16 protein-coding genes and 3 pseudogenes are annotated in these 21,599 nt (G+C 57.3%); 17 read left to right on the top strand and 2 right to left on the bottom strand.

Annotated features, from left to right (window positions below; genetic code table 11):
- From K5E40_RS32755 to gshA, 15 genes and pseudogenes are all read left to right on the top strand, one after another.
- A pseudogene (locus K5E40_RS32755) lies at positions 1-133 on the top strand (S-(hydroxymethyl)glutathione dehydrogenase); the annotation flags it as partial.
- Between the two features lie 45 nt (positions 134-178).
- Positions 179-577 carry a VOC family protein gene (locus K5E40_RS32760; protein WP_053870539.1) on the top strand — a complete coding sequence of 133 codons (399 nt, stop codon included), beginning with the start codon at positions 179-181 and terminating at the stop codon, positions 575-577.
- A 505-nt stretch (positions 578-1,082) separates the two neighbouring features.
- Entirely contained in the window at positions 1,083-1,916 is an 834-nt protein-coding gene (gene fghA / locus K5E40_RS32765; protein WP_016974634.1) for an S-formylglutathione hydrolase, read from the top strand.
- Between the two features lie 19 nt (positions 1,917-1,935).
- Positions 1,936-3,237, top strand: coding sequence for an NAD(P)/FAD-dependent oxidoreductase (locus tag K5E40_RS32770; protein ID WP_221734277.1), 1,302 nt, complete (start codon positions 1,936-1,938; stop codon positions 3,235-3,237).
- A gap of 429 nt (positions 3,238-3,666) precedes the next feature.
- Positions 3,667-3,942: a formaldehyde-responsive transcriptional repressor FrmR gene (gene frmR, locus K5E40_RS32775; RefSeq protein WP_016973494.1), complete on the top strand. Its 276-nt coding sequence runs from the start codon at positions 3,667-3,669 to the stop codon at positions 3,940-3,942.
- A 430-nt stretch (positions 3,943-4,372) separates the two neighbouring features.
- The gene (locus tag K5E40_RS32780; RefSeq protein WP_016973495.1) at positions 4,373-5,710 is read left to right on the top strand and encodes a DUF3422 family protein; all 1,338 of its coding nucleotides are present in this window, start codon (positions 4,373-4,375) and stop codon (positions 5,708-5,710) included.
- Positions 5,711-5,844: 134 nt separating this feature from the next.
- Positions 5,845-7,155, top strand: coding sequence for a replication-associated recombination protein A (locus tag K5E40_RS32785; RefSeq protein ID WP_016973496.1), 1,311 nt, complete (start codon positions 5,845-5,847; stop codon positions 7,153-7,155).
- 59 nt (positions 7,156-7,214) lie between these two features.
- A complete protein-coding gene (locus K5E40_RS32790) occupies positions 7,215-9,866 on the top strand; it encodes an excinuclease ABC subunit UvrA (RefSeq protein WP_221734278.1) in 2,652 nt (883 codons plus the stop codon).
- A gap of 254 nt (positions 9,867-10,120) precedes the next feature.
- On the top strand, positions 10,121-11,023 hold the full coding sequence (locus tag K5E40_RS35830) for a LysR family transcriptional regulator (RefSeq protein ID WP_016973498.1): 903 nt from the start codon (positions 10,121-10,123) through the stop codon (positions 11,021-11,023).
- Positions 11,024-11,319: 296 nt separating this feature from the next.
- Positions 11,320-13,377, top strand: coding sequence for a carbon starvation CstA family protein (locus K5E40_RS32800; protein WP_016979606.1), 2,058 nt, complete (start codon positions 11,320-11,322; stop codon positions 13,375-13,377).
- Between the two features lie 13 nt (positions 13,378-13,390).
- Positions 13,391-13,594, top strand: coding sequence for a YbdD/YjiX family protein (locus K5E40_RS32805; protein WP_026000005.1), 204 nt, complete (start codon positions 13,391-13,393; stop codon positions 13,592-13,594).
- Positions 13,595-13,702: 108 nt separating this feature from the next.
- On the top strand, positions 13,703-15,049 hold the full coding sequence (locus K5E40_RS32810) for a cache domain-containing protein (protein ID WP_016968910.1): 1,347 nt from the start codon (positions 13,703-13,705) through the stop codon (positions 15,047-15,049).
- 28 nt (positions 15,050-15,077) lie between these two features.
- Complete coding sequence (locus K5E40_RS32815) at positions 15,078-15,719, top strand: response regulator transcription factor (RefSeq protein ID WP_016968909.1); 642 nt, start codon at positions 15,078-15,080, stop codon at positions 15,717-15,719.
- Between the two features lie 435 nt (positions 15,720-16,154).
- Positions 16,155-16,928, top strand: coding sequence for a ZIP family metal transporter (locus tag K5E40_RS32820; protein WP_016968908.1), 774 nt, complete (start codon positions 16,155-16,157; stop codon positions 16,926-16,928).
- On the top strand, positions 16,925-18,511 hold the full coding sequence (gshA, locus tag K5E40_RS32825; RefSeq protein ID WP_016968907.1) for a glutamate--cysteine ligase: 1,587 nt from the start codon (positions 16,925-16,927) through the stop codon (positions 18,509-18,511). The genes K5E40_RS32820 and gshA overlap by 4 nt, the downstream gene beginning before the upstream one ends.
- 153 nt (positions 18,512-18,664) lie before the next feature.
- Here gshA and K5E40_RS32830 read toward each other — a convergent pair whose 3' ends face one another.
- Positions 18,665-19,654, bottom strand: a complete 990-nt coding sequence (locus K5E40_RS32830; protein ID WP_079384156.1) for an AraC family transcriptional regulator — start codon at positions 19,652-19,654, stop codon at positions 18,665-18,667.
- Positions 19,655-19,665: 11 nt separating this feature from the next.
- Positions 19,666-20,661: a helix-turn-helix domain-containing protein gene (locus K5E40_RS32835; RefSeq protein WP_016968906.1), complete on the bottom strand. Its 996-nt coding sequence runs from the start codon at positions 20,659-20,661 to the stop codon at positions 19,666-19,668.
- Between the two features lie 507 nt (positions 20,662-21,168).
- Between K5E40_RS32835 and K5E40_RS32840 the strand changes: the two are divergent.
- A pseudogene (locus K5E40_RS32840) lies at positions 21,169-21,426 on the top strand (metal-sensing transcriptional repressor); the annotation flags it as partial.
- 54 nt (positions 21,427-21,480) lie between these two features.
- Positions 21,481-21,599 (top strand): annotated as a pseudogene (locus K5E40_RS32845) (S-(hydroxymethyl)glutathione dehydrogenase); the annotation flags it as partial.

Here is a 21,599-nt window from a genome sequence, read left to right on the forward strand (position 1 = left end):
GGTGGAAGACGCGATGAAAGGCGAGATCGACCTGGCGCCGTTTGTCACCCACACCATGGGGCTCGATGAAATCAACGAAGCGTTCGACCTGATGCATGAAGGCAAGTCGATTCGCACCGTTATTCACTACTGATCACTACCTGATCGTTAAACATCAATACTCAAGGAAACACATTAAATGGCTACTCCAGTAATTTCCGGTAACGACATCTTCTCCCACGTGTTCTTCGGCGCCGCCGACATCAAGAAATCGTCCGCATTCTACGATGCGGCTCTGGGTGCCCTCGGCATCAAGAACCTGGGTCCTTTCGGTAACGATTGGGTGCTGTACGGCCGTGACAAGCCAGCGTTCATCATCGCCCGTCCAGGCAATGGTGCTGCACCTACCAGCAATGGCGTAACCGTCGGTTTCGCTGCCGCCACCACCGCTGAAGTGGATGCGTTCCACGCTGCCGGCCTCGCCGCTGGCGGTAGCGATGAAGGTCAGCCAGGTCCACGTGGCCACCTGCCGGGTGCCTACGCGGCCTACCTGCGTGACCCAGCTGGTAACAAAGTGTGTGCCTACACCTTTGTCTGAAACCAAGGAGTCGTGAGGTCGTTGTGAACGGAGCCTGCTCCGGTTAGAACGACCGCACCTTCCGCCCTGGCCGTGACCGTGCCTGGCATGCCTACTCATGCCACGCGGCCACGGCACTCGGAGACCACGTCAGCTGACATGTGCTCCAAAAGCATTGCAGTCCGGCCTCGATGATCGATGCAGGGCAGTGCACACGCACAAAGTGCGTGATGCAGATAACACCGAATTCAAAGCGGGTCAGTGGGCCAAGTCAGCTGCCGGGCTTATCGCAGCAGTGGCGCACTGGGTTGCACATTTTATTGCTTGTACATCTAAGACGACATCTGGCCTTCGCGGTGCAGTAGCGCCTGAGTTTGTAGTAGCGATCCTCATGCCAGCGGCAACGCTGGACACCTGGTTGATGGTAGTCAAAGCAACGCACGCCTGTACCTCTCCAGAATCGGAGGACGACACAGCGTGTTAATTGGCACCTGGCCATTACCTCGTTGAGTTAAGGAGAGTATCCATGGAACGCATTGAACATCACGCCAGCTTCGAGGGTTGGCAGGACGTCTATCAGCATGAGTCGACCGTGCTCGGTTGCACGATGAAGTTCGGAATTTATCTTCCTCCTCAGGCCGAGCATGAAGAGCGCCCGGTGCTTTACTGGCTCTCGGGGCTGACCTGCACGGAGCAAAACTTCATCACCAAGGCGGCGGTACAACGTTATGCCGCGCGGCACGGGATCATAGTCGTTGCCCCCGATACCAGCCCGCGCGGGGAGAACGTCGCCGACGACGCGGCCTACGACCTCGGCCAAGGGGCGGGTTTCTATGTGAACGCCACGGAGCTGCCCTGGAGCGATCACTTCCAGATGTATTCCTATGTGGTCGATGAACTGCCGGCACTGATCGAGGCTAACTTCCCTGCGTCGTCCAAGCGCAGCATCAGCGGGCACTCCATGGGTGGACACGGTGCCCTGGTCATTGCACTGCGCAACCCAGGTCGTTATGCGAGTGTGTCGGCATTCTCGCCGATCGTCGCCCCCACGCAAGTGCCCTGGGGGCAGAAGGCTCTGGCGGCTTACCTGGGCGAGCACAACCAGGATGCCTGGAAGCGCTATGACACGGTTGAACTGATCCGTACTGCGCAAGAGCGCTTGCCGTTGCTGGTCGATCAAGGGCTGGGCGATGAGTTTCTCGAGAACCAGCTGCGGCCGGAATTGCTGCGCGCCGCCTGTGAACAGGCAGGGCATCCGCTGACCCTCAACCTGCGGCCCGGGCATGACCATAGCTACTACTTTATTTCGAGCTACCTGGGCGGACACATGGCCCACCATGCGGCTGCGTTGAATCGCTGAACACTGGGAGACCCTGAAGATGAAAAAGACCTCTGACAAACGGCACCATGTCGTCGTCGTTGGCGCGGGTTTCGGCGGGCTGGACGTTGTCAACGGATTCTCCGGCGCCGACGTGGACGTAACGATCATCGACCGCCGCAACTATCACCTGTTCCAGCCCCTGCTGTACCAGGTGGCCGGGGCGTCGCTGTCGACCTCCGAAATTGCCTGGCCGATTCGCTACCTGTTCCGCAACCGTCAGAATGTGCAGACGCTTATGGCGGAGGTGCAGGGCGTGGATGTCGACTCGCGACAAGTCCTGCTCGACAACGGTTCGACCGTCGGTTACGACACGCTGGTCCTGGCGACGGGGGCAACGCACGCCTACTTTGGTCATGATGAATGGGAGCCCCATGCGCCCGGTCTGAAGACCCTGGAGGACGCCGCCACGATTCGCGGACGGATTCTCTCCGCGTTCGAGGAGGCCGAACGCTCCAATAATCCAGCGGAGCGTGCCGCACTGCAGACCTTCGTGATCATCGGCGGCGGTCCCACGGGTGTCGAACTGGCGGGCACGATCGCTGAGCTGGCGAAAGACACGTTGGCCCATGACTTCCGTTCCATTGATCCGCGGGCTACCCGGGTGGTGCTGATCGAGGCGGGGCCGCGTCTGCTGCCGGTGTTCCCTGAGAAGCTCTCGGACTACACTCGACGCGCACTGGAAAAGCTTGGCGTTGAAGTGGCTTTGGGCGCTCCGGTCACCGACTGCTCGGCTGACGGTGTCATCGTTGCGGGCAAGCCGCTTCCAGCTAAGACCATTGTCTGGGCGGCCGGGGTGCAAGCGTCACCCGCCGCTCGTTGGCTGAATGCCGAGGCGGATCGTGCCGGTCGAGTGCTGGTCAGGCCGGACATGAGCGTGCCGGGGCATCCCGAGATTTTCGTGATTGGCGACACGGCGGCATCGGCGATGCCGGATGGCAAGTACGTGCCAGGTATCGCGCCGGCGGCCAAGCAGCAAGGCCAGTACGTTGCCAATCTGATCAAGAAGCGGCTGAAAGGCAAAAGTGTGGATGAGCCGTTCAAGTACAAGCACCAGGGTAACCTCGCCACCATCGGTCGTAGCCTGGCGGTGATCGACATGGGGCGTCTGAAGCTGCGTGGGGCACTCGCTTGGTGGATCTGGAAGCTGGCGCACATCTATTTCCTAATTGGCGTGCGCAATCGCTTGAGTGTCGCGCTGAGTTGGGTCTGGAACCACAGTGTCGGTTATCGCGGTTCACGTCTGATCATGCGGTCGACACCGCAGGCCAAGCGTGGGCCCGCCGAGCTGGAACCCAAGTAAGGCTGCAGCGGTGGATTGATAGTCAGGGAAGATTGTCAGTCCGTGCAGCATGGACGAGATCGTCTCAGTGCAGGCTAGCGCCTGCACTAGATGGATTTTGTCGCTGCTGAGTGAGTCTCCGTTAAGTGGAGGCTCTTAGGAAACAGACTGGGAATTTTACGGTGAGAGCATGGAAGTGCTCTGCCAGAAGCGAGGCGCCAGCTGCATGGATTTTTCTCACGAAGTGAGGCGCGGCGATTAGTTTGAGCGACTCACGGGCGTGTGTTTTCTGCCCTTCAGCTTTTAATATGTCGTTTTCAGCGCGGGCAGCTTCGGATTCGGATGGTGTGCTTCGAGCGCAATGTGAGCGACGGTTTTCAATCATGCGCAAGCTTTCATACTGCCCGGTAGTATAGTATGATGCATGCGTCCAACCCTTGAAGGTGTTCGATGCCCCATAATCCCCGTGAGAAAAAGCAAGCGCTGACCCGTGTGCGACGCATCAAAGGCCAGGTAGGAGCTCTTGAGCAAGCACTAGATGATGGTGCTGAGTGTGCTGCGATTCTTCAGCAGCTAGCGGCTGTGCGCGGAGCCGTGAATGGCTTAATGGCCGCAATCCTGGAGAGTTATCTACGGGAGGAGTTTCCGCACACCGATGCTAGAAGTGATTCGCAGAAGCAGTCGATTGATGACACGATCTCCATTGTCAGGTCCTACCTTCGCTAATTTTTATGGTCCTGCGTTTGCAGGGGAGCGTAAATCTTAGCCTTGAAGCTGCACATGCGTGGCCATCCCCGCTGGTAGGGCGCTTACAACGAGCCAGAATCGCACTTGAATCGCCGCAAGGATGAGGTGTTTTCGCTGGGGAATTGGTCCGGAATGGCTAGGCGCAACGAAGAGTAAATTCGATTTTGCGCCCCTGTCACCCATGAGATATATCGCGAAAGTCTCACCGATAGCCGAATTGTGATGATCTCAGGCATCGCACTTGATGCAAGCTGAGTGCTAATGGCGCGAGTTAACCTGTTCCGTGTCTATCCTGTCATGTGCTAGCCGGCTACCTTCTTCACAAGGACGCTGGCCACGTGTGGGATACGCCAAAAGTCTTCTACCACGACACGTGATACCTTTAATTTCAACGAAAAATGAGGTCGCTATGAAACAGCCGCCCCAACTCGATATGGCCCCTAACCCCGCCTTCCAAACAACTGTGTACGGTATGCAGGCCTTGGCTGATCGAGCTGCAGCTGTGAACGAAGTTCATGCGCGGCCGCATTTGCTTATCCAGGCCCCACGAGGTTTATTGCAGCTTGCCTTCATCACCGAAGGTGACTCAGCTAAAGATCAGGCGGCGATGACCGAACTGTCTCAACGCTTGGGTGTTGCGGAACCCGACAATACGACGCCGCTTCACGGCTTGACTTGGGACGAAGGTGACTTGCACTGCGAGAAGCACACCGAGTTCTCGACCTATCTGTGGAGTGCTGTGCTTGATCCCGAGACGGGAGCACCTTGTGGAGAGAATCCCTTCAAGCGAGGGTTCGTTCCACCAGGTCCGGTAATCTCAGGTATTCGCCTGAATGTATTGCCTTGGACCGAGGCGGCTGAACAGGAGATTGAACGTTTTGACCCTGTTAGCCTGTGCTATTCGGTGGTGGAGAACGGCGCAGCCGCTATTGTGACCGACTTTCGGCAGGACGCGGATGGTTTGACGAACATCCTCATTCTTGACCGTGACTTGACTCAGGCTCGCGCAGGAGCGCTCGCCCAGCGCCTGCTGGAAATCGAGACCTACCGCACTTTAGCACTCCTGGCGCTCCCGCTGACACGCTCTTTGACCGTGGATCTGCGGCGCATGGAATCGCAACTCGCGGCCATCACTGACGAAATGCGCACCGGCAAGGGCGCGCGTCGTGACAACGATGTTCTGCTGGCTGAGCTTACCAGCCTCGGGGCGGAGCTGGAGGCCGGTGTGGCAGCGAACCTTTATCGTTTCGGCGCGAGTCGGGCGTACTACGAGATCGTCGAAGAGCGGTTGGATGCGTTGGCGGAGGAGTCAGTAGCGGGCTACTGCACGTGGCGCGATTTCCTGCATAGGCGCATTGCGCCAGCGATGCGCACCTGCCAGTCGGTCAAGGAACGCCAGACCAAGCTTTCCGACAAGCTGACGCGCGCCATTGCATTGCTACGGTCTTGGATCGACGTTGAGCTTGAGCGTCAGAACCGGGACCTTCTGGAGTCGATGAACAATCGCGCCAAGTTGCAACTGCGCCTTCAACAAACCGTTGAAGGCTTGTCGGTGGCGGCTATTTCCTATTACGTCGTTAGCCTGCTGGCGTATCTGCTCAAAGGTATCCCAGGAGTTCATGACAAGGTTGCTCCTGAGCTGGTGATCGCTGGGCTGGTACCCGTGGTCATTTTGGCGATCTGGTGGACGGTTCGGCGAATCAGGCATGCCCATGGTGACCATGCAGGGGAAGAGAAATCTTCCTGATGCGGTCGGCTTGGTCCAGGGAGTGCTCCGGGGCTTGATTCAGGTTCCAGCAACTATTCTTTGCGAAGCCTCGCCTAATCACGCAGACGCCGATCCTGCTTTGTGGCGCCTTCAACTATCAGCCATGCTGGGAGATGATCTTGGTCGATCTGTTTACGACAAAGCCTGAGCCGCCCTTGGCTGAGCGTTTGCGCCCCAGGTCCCTGGAAGAGTTCGTCGGGCAGCAGCATCTGTTGGGGGCCGGCAAACCACTGCGCCTGGCGTTCGAGGCAGGCAAACTGCACTCGTTTATCCTCTGGGGGCCACCCGGTGTGGGCAAAACCACGCTGGGACGCCTGGCCGCCAGTGTCACCGATAGTCAGTTCATCGCCATTTCCGCTGTGCTAGCCGGGGTGAAGGACATCCGCCAGGCCATTGACGATGCTCAGGCCGAGCTGGATGGGCATGGTCGTTCGACGGTGCTGTTCGTCGATGAGATTCATCGATTCAACAAGGCGCAGCAAGACGCACTGTTGCCGCATGTCGAGTCCGGGCTGCTGACACTGGTAGGCGGTACCACCGAACACCCAGGGTTAGCGGTCAACTCGGCGCTGCTTTCGCGGGCGCAGGTCTACACCCTCGAACCGCTGTCCCACGATGAACTGCAGCAACTGTATGAGCGCGCGTTGCCGCATCTGGCCGGGGTTGCCCTGGACGCGGAAGCACTGGACTTGCTCAAAGGCTTCGCTGATGGCGATGGCCGGCGCTTCCTGAACCTGCTCGAGCAGGTAGCCGCTGCAGCGTCCGGCGCGAGCAAGACAACGGTCGACGGTGAGTTCGCCAGGTTGTCGACGAGCCCATCGTTGCGCCGCTTCGACAAGGGAGGCGACGAGTTCTATTGGCAGTTATCCGCCTTTCATAAGTCATTGCGTGGCTCCGATCCGGATGCGGCGCTGTATTGGCTGGCACGGATCCTCGATGGCAGTGGGGACGTCACCCAGGTGATTCGGCGCATGGTGGTGATGGCCAGCGAAGACATCGGCAATGCTGACCCCCAGGCGTTGCAACTGGCACTCAACGCCGCACAAGCCTATGAAAGGCTGGGCTCTCCCGAGGGCGAAATCCCTCTTGCCCAGGCGGTGACCTACCTTGCCTTGGCGCCCAAGTCGAATGCGGCCTACGCCGCCTGGGACCAGGCCAAGGCCTTCGTTAAGAGCACCGGCTCGATGCCTGTGCCGTTGCACCTGCGCAATGCGCCGACCAAGCTCATGAGCCAGATGGGCTATCGCGAAGGTTACCGCTATGCGCACCATGAACCCAACGCCTACGCCGCGGGGCAGACCTATTTTCCAGAAGGGGTGATGCGACCGGGCTGGTACCAACCCACGGACCGCGGGCGCGAGCGCAAGCTGGGAGAAAAGCTTGCCTGGCTGCACTCGCTCGATGATTCGGCATCGCCAGATTGAGCCGGATGTTGCCCGGACTTTCAGCGCTCAGCCATCCACGAACTGTAGGACAGTAAGCTATGCCAAATCCTTCATACGGTGAATCCTCGTGCACTGCTGCGGCCAGCGGCCAAGTGGAAGTGCGCGGTGCGCGGGAGAACAATCTCAAGGACGTGGATGTCGCTATTCCGCGCAATGCGCTGGTGGTGTTTTCCGGTGTCTCCGGCTCTGGCAAGTCTTCGCTGGCCTTCGGCACCATCTATGCTGAGGCACAGCGGCGCTACTTCGAATCGGTAGCCCCGTATGCCCGGCGGTTGATCGACCAGGCGGGTGTACCTGACGTAGATGCGATCGACGGCCTGCCGCCTGCTGTCGCGTTGCAGCAGCAACGAGGGGCGAGCAATGCGCGTTCTTCGGTGGGGAGCGTGACCACACTGTCTAGTCTTGTGCGCATGATGTACTCGCGCGCCGGCGCTTATCCGGCCAACCAGCCGATGTTGTACGCCGAGGATTTCTCGCCAAACACCCCGCAAGGCGCATGCCCGGCCTGTCATGGTCTGGGCCATGTGTACGAGGTGACGGAGGCGACCATGGTGCCTGATCCGTCACTGAGCATCCGTGAACGGGCCATCGCCGCCTGGCCACCGGCCTGGCACGGCCAGAACCTACGCGACATCCTGGTCACCCTGGGCTACGACGTCGACCGTCCCTGGAAGGATTTGCCGAAAAAGGACCGTGAATGGATCCTGTTCACGGAAGAGACGCCCACGGTGCCGGTCTACGCGGGTTTCACGCCTGCCGAGACTCAACAGGCGCTCAAGCGTAAACTCGAACCCAGCTATATGGGCACCTTCACGGGCGCCCGACGTTACGTGCTGCACACCTTTGCCAACACCCAGAGCGCGTTGATGAGAAAGCGCGTGTCGCGCTACATGGAAGGCAAGCTGTGCCCGGCCTGCCACGGCAAGCGACTCAAGGCCGAGGCGCTGTCGGTGACCTTTGCCGGGGTGGACATTGGCGAGTTCATGCAAATGCCCCTAGACCGCTTAGCGGCGCTGCTCGAGCCCATTGCCCAAGGCGACTTCCGCGCCCACACGGCTGGCGAGGGTACCGACCGCGAAGCGACACGCCGTGATCGAGCCGAACGGGCCGCAAGTGGTCGTGCGGTCCATGCGGTATCGCCTGACGTGCGCCTTACGTCGGCGCTGTCGGAGGAGAAGCGTCTCGCCGCGCAGCGCCTGGCCGGTGGGGTAATGGCGCGTCTGCGCCAACTGCGCGGATTGGGCCTGGGCTACCTCACGCTGGATCGGGCCACGCCGACGCTGTCGGCTGGCGAGTTGCAGCGCTTGCGCTTGGCCACGCAACTGAGCTCCATGCTGTTTGGCGTGGTGTATGTGCTCGATGAACCTTCTGCAGGTCTGCACCCCTCTGACAGCCATGCACTGTACGACTCGCTGGATAAACTGCGCGATGCTGGTAACTCGCTCTTCGTGGTTGAGCACGACCTGGACTTGATGCGCCGCGCGCAATGGCTGGTGGATGTAGGACCAGATGCGGGGGAGCGGGGTGGGCGCGTGCTCTACAGTGGTGTGCCAGAAGGATTGCGCGAGATTGCGGAGTCGCGAACTGCGCGGTACTTGTTCGACGAAATCCCCGCACCGGCTAGCCACGAGCGCGAACCGACCGGGTGGCTGGAGCTGCTAGGCATCCGGCGGCACAACCTGCACGGCGTGGATGCACGTATCCCGCTGGGTGTGCTGACGGCGGTTACCGGTATCTCCGGTTCGGGTAAGTCCAGTCTGGTCGCGCAGGCCCTGCCAGAGCTGTTGCTACTGCACCTAGGGCACGAGCCCGAAGATGATGCAGCTGAAAATGCTAACAGCGAAGGTCCTGCTGTTATCGAGGCTACAGGAGGTCATCTCGCCGGTGATGTGGATGTCGTCCAGCGCCTGGTCCAGGTCGACCAGAAGCCGATTGGCCGCACGCCACGTTCAAACTTGGCCACCTATACCGGTTTATTCGATCACGTACGCAAGCTTTTCGCCGCCACGCCGGACGCGCGCCGGCATCGTTATGACGCTGGCCGATTTTCTTTCAACGTGGCGAAGGGGCGTTGTGATACGTGCGAAGGGGAGGGTTTCGTCAGCGTCGAGCTGCTGTTCATGCCCAGTGTCTACGCCCCCTGTCCGACCTGCCATGGCGCCCGCTACAACGAGGCCACGCTCAAGGTACGCTGGAACGGGCGCAACATCGCCGAAGTATTGCAGATGACGGTGGAAGAAGCCTGTGACTTCTTCGCCAGCGAAGACGCCATCGCGCGGCCGCTGCAACTGCTGCAGGAAATCGGGCTGGGCTATCTGCGCCTGGGCCAGCCCGCCACCGAACTATCGGGTGGCGAAGCACAGCGCATCAAGCTAGCCACGGAGCTGCAGCGAAGCCAGCGAGGCCGTAGCCTGTACGTGCTCGACGAGCCTACCACTGGTCTGCACGCTTCTGACGCTGACCGTTTGCTTGTGCAACTGCAACGCCTAGTCGATGCCGGTAATACCGTGGTGATGATTGAGCACGACATGCGTGCTGTAGCTCAGGCCGATTGGGTGATAGACATAGGGCCTGGTGCGGGTGAGGAGGGTGGGCACATCGTTGCGTCCGACACTCCTAGATTAGTGGCAAGGACGTCAGGCAGTCGAACCGCACCATTCCTTGCTGAGCAGCTCAAGCGAACCAAGTAGAGTGCTTTCAATATGGCATTGGGCTCGTAGGGGCCTTGATCATCGCACGGCATGGCTAAGGTTTTGCTGTGACTGATCCACTTGATCATTTAGTACAGGGTTCTAGTAGAACCCATGTGCTATTGGGGGCGTGCTTCTGGTTATTGAATTGACCAGCCAAATAGTTTAACTCAGCTCCTCGCGTGAGGAGCTGGCTTCGAAGGGGGGGATGGAAATTCATCATCAATGCCCCCTTAATTCTAGAGTCGGAAATCATGCTTAATCGCCTAGAAGCCCTGAAAATCTTCTGTGTCGTCGCAGAGGTCTTGCAGTTCCGTGATGCGGCAAATCGACTTAATCTATCCCCTCAAGTGGTCACGCGTACAATCGGAGCCTTGGAGAGAGAGTTTGGAGAGGTACTTTTTTATCGTACTACTAGGCAGGTCAGATTAAGTGGTTTCGGAGAGCAATTGCTGCCCCAAGCCAGGCAGCTCATAAAAGATAGCGAGCGGCTATTTCAGAATCGTTGTCAGGTGAGACAGGATCTGGTGAGCGGTTTAGTGCGTGTGTCTGTACCTGACTCTCCATGCATGCGACTCATCTTAGGAGACATACTCGATGGTCTTCGGAGTTACCCGAGTGTCATTCTGAAGTGGAATGTAAAGCTGGGTGCGTTGGATGATTTCGACGGTCAGGGGGTTGATATATTAATCACCTTGGACCTGCCATCCGATAACAGATGGATCGTGCGTAAGGCTGGCGTTACGCGCAATCGGATCGTAGCCGCCCCTTCGCTTATCGACCGCATTGGCATGCCTAAGAATATCGAGGACCTACAACAGAATTTCCCTCTTAGTACAGTAACGGACCCCGCTACAGGCAGAGCTTGTCCCTGGTATATTCACCAAGGCCGCCAGTTCTTTCCCGCGCAGCCCTACCTAACCACTGACGATTTATATAGTCAATTGGAAGCTACCCGGGCAGGGCATGTGATTAGCTATATTCAGGGCATGACGTGTTTGCCATACCTAGCAAATCGTGAGTTGATAGAAGTACTACCGGAGCTAGAGCGCGCGAGTTGGCCGATCTACGTGTGTCACCCTCAGCGGACCGATAACTGCCCAAGAGTTGATGTGGTTTTCGAAATGCTGGTCGAAAGTCTGAATCGACGTCTCTAATTTCGACGACTGTTTGTCCAGCGATATTGCTATTGCTTTTACAATGGCTTTGTTAGAAGGTTCGCTTCGATCTAGAAGTCAGTGACGCCCTGTCGCTGACGTTATATGTCAGCTCATTGCGGAGAAGTGATGGGAGCGCTGCTGTGTTCCTAGCTACGTAGTACTACGGAGTGTGGCCTCGTATTAATGCGAATGTTCTTGCCGATCTAGGGCGGCCAGAGTGTCACCGTCCCTATCTGGACCCACACAAAAACAAGAACCGCCGCCGGGCTATACCCGCGGCAGGAGAACTTTCAATGACCACACTGGCTACCCGAATTGCCTGGTTCGCCGTCGCCTTGCTGGGTGCATTTGCTCTAGGCACTCTGGCATTGCGCAGGGGCGAAGCCATCAGCGCCCTCTGGATTGTGACTGCAGCCGTTGCTGTCTATCTGATCGCCTACCGTTACTATAGCCTGTTCATCGCCAACAAAGTGATGCAGCTGGACGCCACGCGCGCCACGCCCGCCGTGCTCAACAACGACGGCCTGGACTACATCCCTACCAACAAGCACATCCTCTTCGGCCACCACTTCGCCGCCATCGCCGGTGCAGGTCCACTCGTGGGCCCGGTGCTTGCCGCACAGATGGGCTACCTCCCTGGCACGCTCTGGCTGATCGCCGGCGTGGTGCTAGCCGGTGCGGTACAGGACTTCATGGTCCTGTTCATCTCCACCCGCCGCAACGGTCGCTCTCTGGGCGAGTTGGTGCGCGAGGAAATGGGCCCAATCCCGGGCACCATCGCATTGTTCGGTGCCTTCCTGATCATGATCATCATCCTTGCGGTGCTCTCGCTGATCGTGGTCAAGGCCTTGGCGGAAAGCCCCTGGGGCATGTTCACGGTGATGGCCACGTTGCCGATTGCGGTATTCATGGGCATCTACATGCGTTATATCCGCCCGGGCCACATCGGCGAGATCTCGGTGATTGGTGTGGTGCTGTTGCTCGCCTCCATCTGGGTCGGCGGAATTGTTTCCGCCGATCCCTTCTTGGGGCCGGCATTCACCTTCACCGGCGTGCAGATCACTTGGATGCTGATCGGTTACGGCTTCGTTGCAGCCGTGCTACCGGTGTGGCTGATCCTGGCGCCACGCGACTACCTGTCAACCTTCCTCAAAATCGGCACCATCGTCGCTTTGGCTATCGGCATCCTGTTCATCGCTCCCGATCTGAAGATGCCGGCCGTCACTCACTTCATCGATGGCACGGGCCCGGTATGGAAGGGCGCGCTGTTCCCGTTCCTATTCATCACTGTCGCCTGCGGCGCGGTGTCAGGCTTCCATGCGCTGATCAGTTCTGGAACCACGCCGAAGCTGCTGGCCAATGAAGGCCACGCGCGCTACATCGGCTATGGCGCGATGCTTATGGAGTCCTTCGTGGCTATCATGGCCATTGTCGCCGCTTCGGTGATCGAGCCAGGCGTTTACTTCGCCATGAACAGCCCGGCGGCCCTGGTCGGCGCGGACGTTACCAGTGTCGCGACTACCGTCAGCAGCTGGGGCTTCACCATCACCCCTGAAGTGCTGCAGCAGACTGCCAAGGATATTGGCGAACACACCATCCTGGCCCGCGCCGGTGGCGCACCGACCTTGGCAGTAGGTATCGCGCAGATCCTCCACAAGGCACTGCCGGGCGAGAATACCATGGCATTTTGGTATCACTTCGCCATTCTGTTCGAGGCACTGTTCATCCTCACAGCGGTCGATGCCGGTACCCGAGCTGGGCGCTTCATGCTGCAGGATCTATTGGGCAACTTCGTGCCGTCATTGAAGAAGACCGACTCCTGGACCGCTAACCTAACTGCTACCGCTGGTTGCGTGGCCATGTGGGGCTGGCTGCTGTACCAAGGCGTGATCGACCCGCTGGGCGGTATCAATACCCTGTGGCCGCTCTTCGGCATCTCCAACCAGATGCTGGCGGGCATCGCGCTGATGCTCGGATGCGTAGTGCTGATCCGCATGAAACGCCAGCGCTATGTCTGGGTTACCTTGGTGCCGGCGGTATGGCTGCTGATCTGCACCACCACGGCCGGGCTGATCAAGCTGCTCGACCCGAATCCTGCGATGGGCTTCCTGGCCCTGGCCAACAAGTACAGCACCGCTGCCGCTGCCGGCCAAGTGCTGGCCCCAGCGAAGGATTTGGCGCAGATGCAGCACGTGGTGTTCAACGCTTACACCAATGCGACTCTTACCGTGCTGTTCCTGCTGGTGGTTCTGAGCATCCTCTGGTTCGCAATCAAGGTTGCCCGTCGCGCTTGGATCATGCCCGAACGCACTGACAAGGAGTCGCCGTTCCAGCCCTTGCCCGATGCCTGAGGAGCCCGACAGTATGTTCAATGACTTGAGCAAGATGGGTAAATACCTCGGTCAAGCTGCGCGGATGCTGGTTGGCATGCCGGACTACGATGCCTACGTGGAGCACATGCAGGGAAAGCATCCGGATAAGCCGGTGATGTCCTACGAGGTGTTCTTCCGTGAACGGCAAGAAGCGCGCTACGGCGGAGGCAGCGGACGCCCCGTTCGTTGCTGCTGAGCGGCCACTGATGCAAGCGAGCGCCACGTTCATCGTGGCGCTCTCGCGTTCCAGGGCTGGCAACCCGCATAGTGGCGTCGCCAGCTCCTCCTCGCTTCGGAAAAAACCATGCAACTCAAGCACAAGATCGTCACCCTCAGTGTGCTGCCGCTGATCCTCTCAGTGCTGTTCATCTGCGTCCTGGTGTTCGCCCAAAGTCGCAAGCTGGAAGAGGAACAGGCGCGTCTTGTGGAAAGCAGCATCATGACGGCGAAGAAGGCAGAGCTGAGAAACTACCTAAGCCTGGCGATGAGCCTGATCGCACCGCTGTACGACGGTGGCGTGGATGACGAGGCGACGCGCAATCGCGCCCTAGCCATCTTGTCCCAGGCCAATTTCGGCCGCGACGGGTACTTCTTCGTCTATGACCAGCACGGCAAGAACCTAATGCATCCCCGTCAGGCTGAGCTGGTCGGCAAGGAACTGATCACGATGACCGACAAGAACGGCCTACCGGTCATAAAGGCGCTGCTCAATAGCGCCAGGGAAGGGGACGGCTATCAGTTGTACGACTGGCAGAAACCATCCACCGGACAGATCACCGGTAAGCTGGCATACGTGGTGATGCTCGATCGCTGGGGTTGGATGCTCGGTACGGGTATCTACATTGACGATGTAGAGGTGGCGACCCTCAAATCACGCCAGGAAGTGGCCTCAGGTGTGCTGACCACGGTGTTGGCGATCGCCTCGTTCTCGCTGGTCGCGGTACTGGTGATCTTCGCCGGCGGTCTGATGCTTAATGTCAGCGAGCATCGCTTGGCTGACCGCAAGCTGACCTTGCTAAACCAGCGCATCGTCAATCTGCAGGAAGAAGAGCGCTCGCGAGTATCGCGGGAGCTGCACGACGGCATCAGTCAGGAGCTGGTGTCGATAAAATTCCAGTACGAGCTGGCGGCCATGGAGTTGGCCCGCGGTGGAGAAGGGGGGTTGGAAAACCTGCGCAAGGGCACTACGCGGCTGGGGGCCGCCATCGGCGAGATACGCCGGATCTCCCATGATCTGCGGCCCTCATTGCTGGATACTTTAGGCCTGTCGGCGGCTATCGACCAACAAGTACGGGAATTCGAGCAACGCACGTCAATCCGCACCCAGTACGAGTGCGGCATGGCAGCTACCGACGTGGGGCCGGAGGTCTCACTGACGCTATTCCGTATCATCCAAGAAGCCTTGGCGAACGTGGAGCGTCACGCAAAGGCGACGACGGCTATCGTCTCGATTACCGCGCAGCAAGGCATGATCGTACTGCGGGTCGAAGACAACGGCGTAGGGTTCGATACCAATGCCGCGGACGACAGCCACGGCATCGGCCTGCGCAACATACGCGAGCGCGCCGATCATCACCTGGGCAGCGTCACCCTCGCGTCGGTCCACGGGCGCACCGAACTGCAAGTGCAGATACCGATCGTCAACGCATGAGCGTTTCCATTCGAATCCCGAGGATTCCATGAATACATCCAAGCCAATCAGAATCGCCCTGGTCGATGATCACGTCCTTGTGCGTGACGGCGTCAAGGCGCTGCTCGGCGCCATTGCGCATTTTGACGTAATCGGTCAGGCCGAGTCGGGGGAGCAGGCACTCGAGCTGGTGGCTAGCACCGAGCTGGACATTCTGCTGGTCGACGTGGGCCTGCAGGGCATGAACGGGCTGGAGCTCACCCAGCGACTTCGCAGCCTATATCCAGACATCAGGATTCTCATGTTGAGCATGTACGACCACCAGGAGTATGTGCGCACTTCCATCAGCGCAGGCGCATCGGGTTATGTGCTCAAGAACGCGCCGTCTGCCGAACTGGTCGCGGCCATTGAGACCATCGCCGCGGGTGGGCGCTTCTATAGCTCTGAGATCACTCGCAAGCTGGTTGGCGGCAGCCGTGACGAAAACGACCTAACGCCCCGGGAGCTGCAGGTGCTGGTAATGATCGCGAAAGGACGCAATAACAAGGAAATGGCACGTGAGCTGGACATCAGTGTGCGCACGGTCGAGACCTACCGCTTGAGCATCCGCCGCAAGCTCAACATCGACACGCCGGTGGCGCTCATGAAGTATGCCCTTGAGCAAGGTTTAGTTTCATTAGGTAAAGCTTGAAAGTTTGACCATTGGGGGGCTGAGGCAAGGTTTCAGTGCCGATGCCGGGGCAGCGATCTCGTCTTCTACGTCATGAACAAGGTGGAATTGAGCCGTCAGGCTGGGCGATAGCCAAGACTATTGAATAGCGATCAGGAGGTCGTCATGTGCCCTTGTTGCAGGTGTACTGACCAAGCGGAGCTCATTGGGCAGCGAATTCATTACCTAGCTAAGGTATCGCTGCTTTATGCCTGATCAGTCTGCGCGGCTTAGTAAAGGCCAGAGTACAGACACTGGATTAGCAGCTCTCACGTGTCGATGGACTTGAAAAATACTATACACCCCTATAGTATCTGTGCGGTGCGTTGAGCGCTTTCGTCCGGTGAGGCTCCGGGCCACCTAGGTGCTCCGTCACTAGTCGAAGACCGAATTGTTTCCTGTTCAGGTGCTGAGTCCATGTCATTGATAGTCATAGTCCTTGTCACTTTGATGGCAGGTATTGGTAGCGTATGGGTGGCTGATCAGTTGGTCGTGCGCGCCCAGGTGATTCGCCGCAACGATGGCCATATGCAGCAGGGGTTGCTGAGCCTAGCTGCAGGCGCCTTACTGGCGACAGCGCTCCTGCATTTGTTGCCCGAAGCCTTCGAAAGCGGTGCTGAATCCCACGATCTGTTCCTGACGTTGTTGGTGGGATTGGTGTTCTTCTTCTTCTTGAGCAAGGCCCAGCTTTGGCATCACGGTCATGAGCACTCGCACCACGAACAAGATCATCACAATACCGGGTGGACGCTATTGGTCGGCGATGGTATCCATTGTTTTGGCGATGGCGTGCTGATCGCTTCAGCTTTCGTTGCAGATATGCGCCTGGGTTTTATCGCCGCCGTTTCCGTGCTGGTGCATGAGGTTCCCCATCACATGGGGGATCTTGTAGTCCTTAGGCAGGGCAGCCCTCGAAGCGCGGCAGTGCGCAAAGTCTCCATAGCGGGTGCCATGACCGCTATAGGCGGTATTGCCGGATATACGTTGCTGGACCAGTTATGGGATTGGCAACCTATGCTTCTCACGTTGGCGGGTAGCAGCTTCATTTACGTGGCTCTGTCGGACTTGATTCCTCAGCTGCGCCAGCGCCGCACTACCGGAGATACCTCGCTTCAGGTCATATGGCTGTTGTTAGGTATTGGCTTGGTGGCATTGGTCAGCGAGTTTTCTCACGTGGGGCATGCACATTGATCAGTAATCAACGCGTTCCTGCAAGCACGTCTTATCTACGTCGCTTGCAACTGGTCGAACAGAATCTTTCTTTGCTCAGTCAATCTCTGCGCGGAGTGGAGCGCGAGTGCCTGCGCGTGACCGGTGGTGGTCATCTGGCCCAGACTCCGCACCCCGCGGCATTGGGTTCTGCGCTGACCAACGAACAGATCACCACCGACTATTCCGAGTCGCTGCTAGAGTTCATCACCCCGGCCCTGGCCGACCCGGCAAAAGTGCTAGAAAGCCTCGAGCAGGTCCATCGTTTTGTCTACACCAAACTCGATGGCGAGTACCTGTGGAGCCCATCGATGCCCTGCATACTGCCAGCTGAGGAGGACATCCCGATCGCAGAGTACGGCACCTCGAACGTCGGCAAGTTCAAGCATGTCTACCGCAAGGGACTGGCCTTGCGCTACGGTCGCACTATGCAGTGCATTGCTGGCATCCATTACAACTTCTCCCTGGCCGAGGCGCTGTGGCCGCTGCTGCGCGAAACCGAGAGTGGTGAGCAGAGTGATCGCGACTACCAGTCTGCGGCTTACTTCGCACTAATCCGCAACTTCCGCCGGTACAGCTGGTTGCTGATGTATCTATTCGGCGCCTCCCCGGCCCTAGAAAAAGGTTTCCTGCGTGGGCGAGCGCACCAGCTCGAGGAGCTCGATGCTGAGACGCTCTACCTGCCCTATGCCACCAGCCTGCGCATGAGTGACCTCGGTTATCAGAGTAATGCCCAAGCTAGACTAGCCCCCAGCCTTAACAGTCTCGACAGCTACATCGAAGGGATACGAAAGGCACTCGATACGGTTTATCCATTGTACGAACAGAAGGGGACGACCAAGCGGGGTGAGTGGTTGCAGCTGAACAGCAATGTTTTGCAGATCGAAAACGAATACTATTCGAGCATCCGCCCCAAGCGTGTCGCTTACGTCGGCGAGCGACCGATCGAGGCACTGACATCCCGTGGCGTGCAGTACGTCGAAGTGCGCTGTCTGGACATCAACCCGTTCATGCCATTGGGCATCGACCTCACCGAATCGCGCTTCCTCGACGCGTTCCTGCTGTTTTGCGCCCTGGAAGACAGCCCGCAGTTTGACAGCGGTGAGTGCGACCAGTACGACAGCAACTTCCTTGCAGTGGCCAAGGAGGGACGCCGTCCGGGTTTGGAGCTGTGTCTTGATGGTCAGTCGATCGGCCTGAAGGCCTGGGCAAGCGAGCTGATTAGGCATATAGGTCAATTGGCTGTTTTGCTCGACCGCGCTAGGGGCGGTGAGGAACATATGCATGCGCTGGCCGCGCAACAGGCGAAGGTCGATGATGCTTCCCTTACCCCATCGGCCCAGGTGCTGGCGAGCATGAGCGAGCACAATGAGAGCTTCGTCCAGTTCTCCCTGCGCCAGAGCAGGCTGCACGCCAAGGCCTTCCGCGAAATGCCGCTTGCCGCCGAGCAGCAACAAGTCTTTGAGAATCTGGCAAGCGAATCTATAACGGAGCAAGTGCGTCTAGAAACCTTAGACCAAGAAGACTTCCATCAATTCATGGATGCCTACCTAGCCCGGTCTTAGGGTAACTATTAAGTTCGAATTCGTAATAGTAACTGTGGTGTTCTTGGTCAAGAGGAAGTGAAACCCTCTCGGGCGAGGAGTTATAAACATTTTCAGCATGTACGGATAAAAAATAAGTGGCCATAACTTATGGTTTTCTGTCCGAAAGGCTTTTCATAAGTTTTCAAGTCTCCAGCGTGCAGGCGTAAGACCGACTTCTTTGCGGAAAGAACTCGTGAAATGAGGTTGGCTATTGAATCCGAGGTCTAAAGCTATTTCAAGAATTGGCCTTTTGGTGTTCTTAAGGATTTCCTTGGCGCGCAGAATTTTTTGTTGCACAACGTAAGCATGTGGTGTGTAGCCTGTGTGCTGCTTAAATGTGACTGTAAAGCGGCATCGGCTTGCACCAAATATACTGCTCAGTTGAGTAAGGGTTATGTGGTTGTTTAGGTTTTCATTAATGTATTCCAGCGTTTTTTGAAGTCTGAGTTTTTCGGATCTAAATTTTGTTTCATTGTCGTTAGGCCGGCTTTGGTTATGTAGGCACGCTACTAGGCGTGAACCCAATGCCAAGCCGAGAGTTTCGATTAAGCATGGATTGCTGCCGCCGTGTCGATTTTGGGCATGTAATAGGGCTGCTAGGATGTGTGAAACGCCATGATCACTGAGTGAAGTGGCATTGCACAGAGAAATTACTGGTGGAGCTTCATGTCCTGTAACTGCTTCAAAACATTCTGAGATAAGCTGCTGAGGAAGATACACTCTCAGATGCTCATAGGGCGGTTTTATTACTTTGCGCCAAGCGCCTCTTTTTGGCCCTGTTACTAATAATTGCCCAGGCATACCTCCTTTCCAGGCGCTGTTTTCGTCTATAAACAACTCTGCTTGTGTTCTGCGTGTCACCAGTGTAACGACGTGAAAGTCATCATCTGTGTCCGAGAGGACTTCGATCGTTGGATCAGAGCTTAAATTTTTCCAGCAGGAGAGTCGGATGAGCGCGTCATTGCCGCTGGGGAGTTTATGGGGAGGGGGAGGCCGGCGCCAGATGGTCTCGGAGGAGGGGAGCGCATCCATGGGTGTGGGTATGTATGATTTCTCCGAAGACTCCTGCTGTTCGGGTGCCCATTGAGCTTGACCATTCAGGGTTGAGTAGGTCTTCATCATTTATCCTCCGTTCAGCAGCGTGGCTTTGTTCGAGCCATTTCTTCTCGCCAGCGGCCAGGAGGAACGCCAATGATCTGCCGGAAATGCCTTATAAGATGGGAGGCGCTACTGAAGCCTAGTGCGATAGCAATCTGTTGGACAGTGAGAGTTCCTGATAATAGTAGGGATTGAGCGGCAATAACTCGCCGCTTCATGACGTAGTAGTGGGGCGAGAGGCCAGTCGCAATCTTAAATTGCGCCGCAAAGTGCATGCGACTGAGTCCTGCAATGGCACTGAGTTCGCTTAAGCATAAGCTCTTGTTGAGATTTGACTCGATGTAGTCTGTGACACGATTAAGTCGCCAAGTTGCTAGCGGAGACTGCTTTGGGAAAGAGCTTTTGCGCTCACGATTCCTGTATTGTCCAACAAGATGTATAGCTAAAGCCAAGCCAAGACTCTCTAGTTGAAGCGAGTTTGCAGGGGAGTAGTCTTGAGTTGCAAAAAAACATGCCATGAGAAGGTTGTTGGAAATGGCATCCTGTGTGGTATGGGCGTCAAATAGAATGATGTCAGTTGACAAGCCCCTTCCATCTAGTGTCTCTGCCGCCTCAGAAAGCAATGTGGGAGGTAAGCTGATAAGAAACATATCGAGCTCTCCCTTGTGAATACAATTGCGTGTGGCGTAGATAGGGCCGCTTAAAGCGACGTCTCCGGGAGACATATATTTGTTAAAAACTCTCCTGCCACCGATACGAAACTCAGAATTACACGGCCTAATTGGAATAAGCGCTCGGTGATCTGGCATCACTCCGGACGGTGAAAACTCATAAATATCGCTCTCTGCTGGTCTGTACCAGCGGGCGAAAGTAGTGTGGCCGGCGCCGCCGGTTGAAAGTTGGGGGGCGTTCGCGTCCGCTGGCCAGCTTGCGAGAACGCGTTTGTCACTGTCCTTGTATGCTGATCCGCCGGTGTTAACCATATCTATCGAGGTCAGCAAATCCATCGGATCTCTAATTACTGTCGCCATATCACGTTTCCCTAATTCTTGGAAGGGTTCAGAGGCTGTAGCGGTTAGAGACACAACGAGGTCTTAACTGAATAAATATAGTTGAGCCGAGCAAAAAGGGAAACCTGGCTCTCAGGATAGATAGGATCCAACTCTCATTCGTCACACTTATTTGCCTGATAGGGAGCCATCTGGATGGCCTTTTCGTGCATTCAGTCAATCCGTAGCAGATTTTGTAATCTCATTTCCGAGGTTCCGTCCACACTGACGAACGCCAAAACGTTGGCGATAGGTGATGACCGCCAAGGCCTTCAGGGCAGGCATTTTGGGAATTTGAAGCACACGAAGAAAGCGGAAAAGGATGCTCGATTGCGGGGTCACCTTGTCTTGAAGCGGGCGGGCAAAGGTATCCGCACAGGGAAGCAAGCAGCGGAAATAAATTTTTAGCTTGCTGCTTGATACTGTAGGGGGGTATAGTATTATCACATCAGCGGGAAGGGAGGATGGCAACACCCCCAGCGCTCCTAAGAGAAGGAGAAAGCTCTCGGTCACGCTAGAGGTATTAGCGAGCAGGTCACGGCTCTAGAGCACGACCTGGAGGCTGATCCGACATGTGTCGCGGTTCTGCAGCAGCTGGCAGCAGTGCGCGGTGCAATCAACGGCCTGATGGCGGCCGTTCTGGAGAGCCATCTACGGGAGGAGTTTCCTGACAGAGGGGCGAGGAGCGACTCGCAGCAACAGTCTATTAACGAAACCATCTCCATCGTTCGGTCGTATCTCCGGTAACCAATTCCAGGTGGTTTTGGTGACGGAGACCAACTCAAAAAAGGAAGTGACATCATGAAATCACGTGCAGCAGTGGCCTTTGGGCCAGGTAAACCGCTGGAAATCGTTGAGATCGACGTTGAGCCGCCACGCAAGGGTGAAGTGCTCGTCAAGATCACCCATACCGGCGTGTG

Source organism: Pseudomonas baetica, assembly GCF_019733355.1.
GTDB classification, from domain to species: Bacteria; Pseudomonadota; Gammaproteobacteria; order Pseudomonadales; family Pseudomonadaceae; genus Aquipseudomonas; species Aquipseudomonas baetica_A.

Coding starts and splice junctions, on each gene's coding strand:
- K5E40_RS32760 (WP_053870539.1), top strand. CDS start 179: ATGGCTACTCCAGTAATTTCCGGTAACGACATCTTCTCCCACGTGTTC.
- fghA (WP_016974634.1), top strand. CDS start 1,083: ATGGAACGCATTGAACATCACGCCAGCTTCGAGGGTTGGCAGGACGTC.
- K5E40_RS32770 (WP_221734277.1), top strand. CDS start 1,936: ATGAAAAAGACCTCTGACAAACGGCACCATGTCGTCGTCGTTGGCGCG.
- frmR (WP_016973494.1), top strand. CDS start 3,667: ATGCCCCATAATCCCCGTGAGAAAAAGCAAGCGCTGACCCGTGTGCGA.
- K5E40_RS32780 (WP_016973495.1), top strand. CDS start 4,373: ATGAAACAGCCGCCCCAACTCGATATGGCCCCTAACCCCGCCTTCCAA.
- K5E40_RS32785 (WP_016973496.1), top strand. CDS start 5,845: ATGATCTTGGTCGATCTGTTTACGACAAAGCCTGAGCCGCCCTTGGCT.
- K5E40_RS32790 (WP_221734278.1), top strand. CDS start 7,215: ATGCCAAATCCTTCATACGGTGAATCCTCGTGCACTGCTGCGGCCAGC.
- K5E40_RS35830 (WP_016973498.1), top strand. CDS start 10,121: ATGCTTAATCGCCTAGAAGCCCTGAAAATCTTCTGTGTCGTCGCAGAG.
- K5E40_RS32800 (WP_016979606.1), top strand. CDS start 11,320: ATGACCACACTGGCTACCCGAATTGCCTGGTTCGCCGTCGCCTTGCTG.
- K5E40_RS32805 (WP_026000005.1), top strand. CDS start 13,391: ATGTTCAATGACTTGAGCAAGATGGGTAAATACCTCGGTCAAGCTGCG.
- K5E40_RS32810 (WP_016968910.1), top strand. CDS start 13,703: ATGCAACTCAAGCACAAGATCGTCACCCTCAGTGTGCTGCCGCTGATC.
- K5E40_RS32815 (WP_016968909.1), top strand. CDS start 15,078: ATGAATACATCCAAGCCAATCAGAATCGCCCTGGTCGATGATCACGTC.
- K5E40_RS32820 (WP_016968908.1), top strand. CDS start 16,155: ATGTCATTGATAGTCATAGTCCTTGTCACTTTGATGGCAGGTATTGGT.
- K5E40_RS32830 (WP_079384156.1), bottom strand. CDS start 19,654: ATGATGAAGACCTACTCAACCCTGAATGGTCAAGCTCAATGGGCACCC.
- K5E40_RS32835 (WP_016968906.1), bottom strand. CDS start 20,661: ATGGCGACAGTAATTAGAGATCCGATGGATTTGCTGACCTCGATAGAT.